This is a genomic window from Bacterioplanes sanyensis (genome assembly GCF_014652515.1).
Classification (GTDB): domain Bacteria; phylum Pseudomonadota; class Gammaproteobacteria; order Pseudomonadales; family Oceanobacteraceae; genus Bacterioplanes; species Bacterioplanes sanyensis.
Map to the genome: position 1 here is coordinate 1 of NZ_BMYY01000025.1, position 3,671 is coordinate 3,671.

The 3,671-nt window shown below is 46.1% G+C and carries 5 protein-coding genes; all 5 read right to left on the reverse strand.

Annotation, left to right across the window (positions count from 1 at the left end; genetic code table 11):
• Positions 1-312: 312 nt before the first annotated feature.
• The 5 genes from IE090_RS17910 to IE090_RS17665 all read right to left on the reverse strand — a co-directional run bounded on the left by IE090_RS17910 (position 313) and on the right by IE090_RS17665 (position 3,606).
• Complete coding sequence (locus IE090_RS17910) at positions 313-777, reverse strand: hypothetical protein (protein WP_229815824.1); 465 nt, start codon at positions 775-777, stop codon at positions 313-315.
• A 45-nt stretch (positions 778-822) separates the two neighbouring features.
• Positions 823-1,011, reverse strand: a complete 189-nt coding sequence (locus IE090_RS17915; RefSeq protein WP_229815825.1) for a hypothetical protein — start codon at positions 1,009-1,011, stop codon at positions 823-825.
• Positions 990-1,214 carry a hypothetical protein gene (locus IE090_RS17920; protein WP_229815826.1) on the reverse strand — a complete coding sequence of 75 codons (225 nt, stop codon included), beginning with the start codon at positions 1,212-1,214 and terminating at the stop codon, positions 990-992. Before IE090_RS17920 ends, IE090_RS17915 begins: the two co-directional genes overlap by 22 nt.
• A 447-nt stretch (positions 1,215-1,661) precedes the next feature.
• On the reverse strand, positions 1,662-2,672 hold the full coding sequence (locus IE090_RS17660) for a hypothetical protein (RefSeq protein ID WP_189390438.1): 1,011 nt from the start codon (positions 2,670-2,672) through the stop codon (positions 1,662-1,664).
• A gap of 16 nt (positions 2,673-2,688) precedes the next feature.
• Complete coding sequence (locus IE090_RS17665) at positions 2,689-3,606, reverse strand: hypothetical protein (protein WP_189390439.1); 918 nt, start codon at positions 3,604-3,606, stop codon at positions 2,689-2,691.
• Between the last annotated feature and the right edge of the window lie 65 nt (positions 3,607-3,671).

Sequence of the window (3,671 nt, forward strand, 5' to 3'; positions counted from 1 at the left end):
CGTTCACCTCGGTTAATATGAATACTATCTTAACGAGGTGTCCGGGTGAATTAGACCACTACATCGTTACCATTAACATCCCCTGTATTCACGAACCAACTACAGTATCAACTACAGCAACTACAGGGACATCCACTTTAGCGAAAGGGCACTGCCATGACGAGCTTTGTCTATTGATTCACTATCCACAGTATGATTCTGCGGGAAGAGCGGCCTAAACAAAAGAAATATGACGAGATTCTATGTGTAGGTAGCGCACAAACAACCCTCTGATTTATCTGATAATACTGACTGCGGTGAAAGGAGGTGTGATCAGGCTGATCGATCGAGCAACGAACAGCAGCAACCAAGCCCAGGCAGGCGCTGATAATTCAGCACTTCGCAGGCCAAGCGCAGCTTTTCTTCACCGCCGGCAAAGGTTTGAAAACAGTCTTCAAAATACTCGGTCATGGCTAACCATTGTTGGTCATCAATGCCTAAACGATCCAGAATGGCCGCCGTATTGTTGGCAATGGTTCCACGTTTATCATGGCGAATAATACGGCCAGCCCAGTCAACCAGTTCGAGATAATCCGTCAGCTTCCTTTGAATGCCTATCGGGATATTTTGCCGAGGGTTATCCACAAAAGGTAATAATTCCCTAGACTGCTGCTTAGGATGGTTGGACTGTTTGCTGCATTTGGCTTTTTCGACTCGCCGCTTTACCGAGGTGTGCGCAGATGTTTTTGGCGTGGTGGCTATGCTTGCCCGCACTGGGTTAAGATCGACATAGGCCATGCACGCAGCAAGTACTGCTTCGTCGAGCAGTGCTTGGGATTTAAATCAACCGCCCCAGAAGCGGCCAGTACACTGGTCTTCATAATTAGTTTCACGAGCAATGGCTTCGTTGAACACCCGCATAAACCAACTGATACTCGCCAGCCGTGACCGCCGCTCTTCCACATAAATCTGCAGCCGCTTTTGCTCAGCAACGTCCAGCTCGTCACAGTTTATAAAACGCTGAGACAGCATGCTGCCACTAAAAAGCGTGCCCACCGCTCGATAATCTCGGTATCGCTCAAGCAGTTTGCATGCTCAGAATCAATAAATAAATCGGCATGATAGTGGTTGCTCATAATGGCATAGGCCACCACATCAACGGCAAACACCTGCGGCAACGACAGCAGTTTATCTTCCAACCAGCCTCGGCGATGCTCGTAGCACCGGCCAGTCATATGATCCATACCGCACAAAAATGCCCTCCGCACACAGCGTGATACGCAATGATAATACGTCGTGGCTCAAGAGAGGCCTGTTGTTTTCTGGGCTTGGGTATATTGGCACACCCGCTCTGCAGCAGCTGATACCAGGCAAAGCAGGGCGCCACAAACGTGACAGCTTAGAGTGGATGTACTTGTTGCTTTGTTGTTCTGGCATCGAGCAACTCGGTGTGTACTTCGACGACGGTGTACCCCAATTATTAAAAAGCTATACCAGCCTTCAGCGCAACACATCCGAATCATTCAGCAATGGATCATGCATTTCTAGAATGGAACGCCTTGCTAACAGCTCAACTCGTTTTCTCGCAGCCAGCAACACCCAAAATAGATCACATAAAAACTTACTAAGCACTTCCAATACTGTTCTTATTAAAAACCCAAAATTTCTTCACTGCTTCGTAATTATTCAACAACATTCTGCATCAGAGGATATTTCTTTGCCGCCCCTAGACAAAGAGAATTGTCTCTAGGGTAACCATCTTGCCATTCGAGTCCATTTTCTCGTAGCAATGCAGAGATCTTTCCTAGGCCAGATTGACGCAGTTCGAATCCGACCCCTTCCTTATTCTCGGAGTACAAAACATAGGACTCTTTCTCGAATCGAAATCCCTTTTCGTCTCCAACACTGGTAGACTTGAAGGTTTTAAACCAAAAAACCACATCCAGCCTATCATCTAAATCGAAGTCAGCAATATACATCTTTGCATAACGCTTTCGACCATAGCCATCACTAATCGGCAACTCACCATACTTAGACCCCACTTCACCCTCACCATAATAATGAGCACGACCACCTACAGCCGGAACATAGTTTACCCACAAAAGTTTCTCTTTAAACTGGAGTTCACCACTACCAGAATAAACCGAAATTGCCATATTTTCAGAGATTAAGCCCGCCCTAGGATTCCCATGAGTTGCTGTTATAATAAACACAAAATCATCCTGCCCTTCAATCAACGAACTTGAAAAAACAGGACGACTATCAATACAACCGTAGAAGTCATAACTCCTAATTCCAGGAATGGAAAAGAATCGTTGATATCCGGATACAGACAAATCCTCAACTTCACCGTGCCTACCTACAATAGCGATTGAATCCCATACGCGCCAACCAGTGTGGCCTAAGTTTCGCCGCCCCACTTCACCCTTACCCTCGAGCTCATCCTTAAACTCGTCAAACATACTTTTCTTCACCTCGGCTCGATATAAAACCAAAAAACCCCCTTCAACTTCTGCCGCGTAGATTTTATCAACGCCATGAAACCTCCCAACGTGCTCCTCTACAGCAGCCCGCACACTTGATACTTCATCCTCATAAATGGCTGAGAAAACAAAATTATCATAGCGCAATCCAGTATCACCCAGCACCAACAATGAAAAAACCATCAAAAACGAAAAACAACTCAATCGCATACCCACCTCTCAACAATTATGGAGCGCCAAAAACAGGACAAGCATATGAGTTCGATGCAACGGCCGCATCTCGCGCCGCTTGCCAAGTACGCTCTTCCCATTCAGCCTCGCCGTACCAGAAACACACATTTACTTGCTGCATCTCACCATTCACAGGCACCGTGGCCTGGGTACGCCACAGATAGCTAGCAAGAGGGAGGCCAGCTCTTTGCTTCACATCAATAGAGTATAAATATCCAACACATCGCCTTCGATCATTTGAGTTTTCAGGATAATTGCTACACTTGGCTATTTCACCATCAACTGAATAATTAACCCTATCAAGACGCCTAAGCGTACTTGCCAAGCTTTCCCTCCCCCAGTAAACAGCATTAAAACCTTGATTATAACCGGCAATTCCCTTGGTCAATCGCTCATAATCTGATTCATTAAAGACATCTACCCCCTCCTGACGTAACAGTAGAGGTTGATCATTGTCTCCGTAACGAGAACGTAAAATTTGAGTATTTTGTGTATTACTATAACTCTCGTCATAGGGCATATTCTCAGAAAACGCATGAAAAAATGATTCACCGCAGCGCTCGTTCGCACTCCACACAGCGAAAGCGGATAAGTTATCACGCGGATGCATAATATTCATGCCACGAAGCTCATTACACTGATTTGAAAGCGAACCATAGACATATCTCGACTGTATCTGACTAAACCCGAGGCTCATCTTCGAATCTGCCCCCCCAGTAATTAAACGAAAGTCATCTTCGGTTCCCCCCCAATGCCCTAAACCGTTTTCCTTATTGGCCCACGCTTCAACCAAGGCTTCTCTAGTAATGGACTCATCCCCTGTCAGGGTTCTAAGGCACCTCTGATTTTCACCTGAAATCGCCGAACCTAACCAGGAAATCAGAAAAAGTTGGGAAAGGCTGCCAATTCCCATGGCCTAGTGGTCCATGCGGAAAATAATGTAACTTTTGGGTAGATGAGCGTATCATCCACTTATGC

Excerpts from the sequence above, each read along its gene's own strand:
- IE090_RS17920 (WP_229815826.1), bottom strand. The coding sequence starts at position 1,214 with ATGACTGGCCGGTGCTACGAGCATCGCCGAGGCTGGTTGGAAGATAAA.
- IE090_RS17660 (WP_189390438.1), bottom strand. The coding sequence starts at position 2,672 with ATGCGATTGAGTTGTTTTTCGTTTTTGATGGTTTTTTCATTGTTGGTG.
- IE090_RS17915 (WP_229815825.1), bottom strand. The coding sequence starts at position 1,011 with ATGCTGTCTCAGCGTTTTATAAACTGTGACGAGCTGGACGTTGCTGAG.
- IE090_RS17910 (WP_229815824.1), bottom strand. The coding sequence starts at position 777 with ATGGCCTATGTCGATCTTAACCCAGTGCGGGCAAGCATAGCCACCACG.
- IE090_RS17665 (WP_189390439.1), bottom strand. The coding sequence starts at position 3,606 with ATGGGAATTGGCAGCCTTTCCCAACTTTTTCTGATTTCCTGGTTAGGT.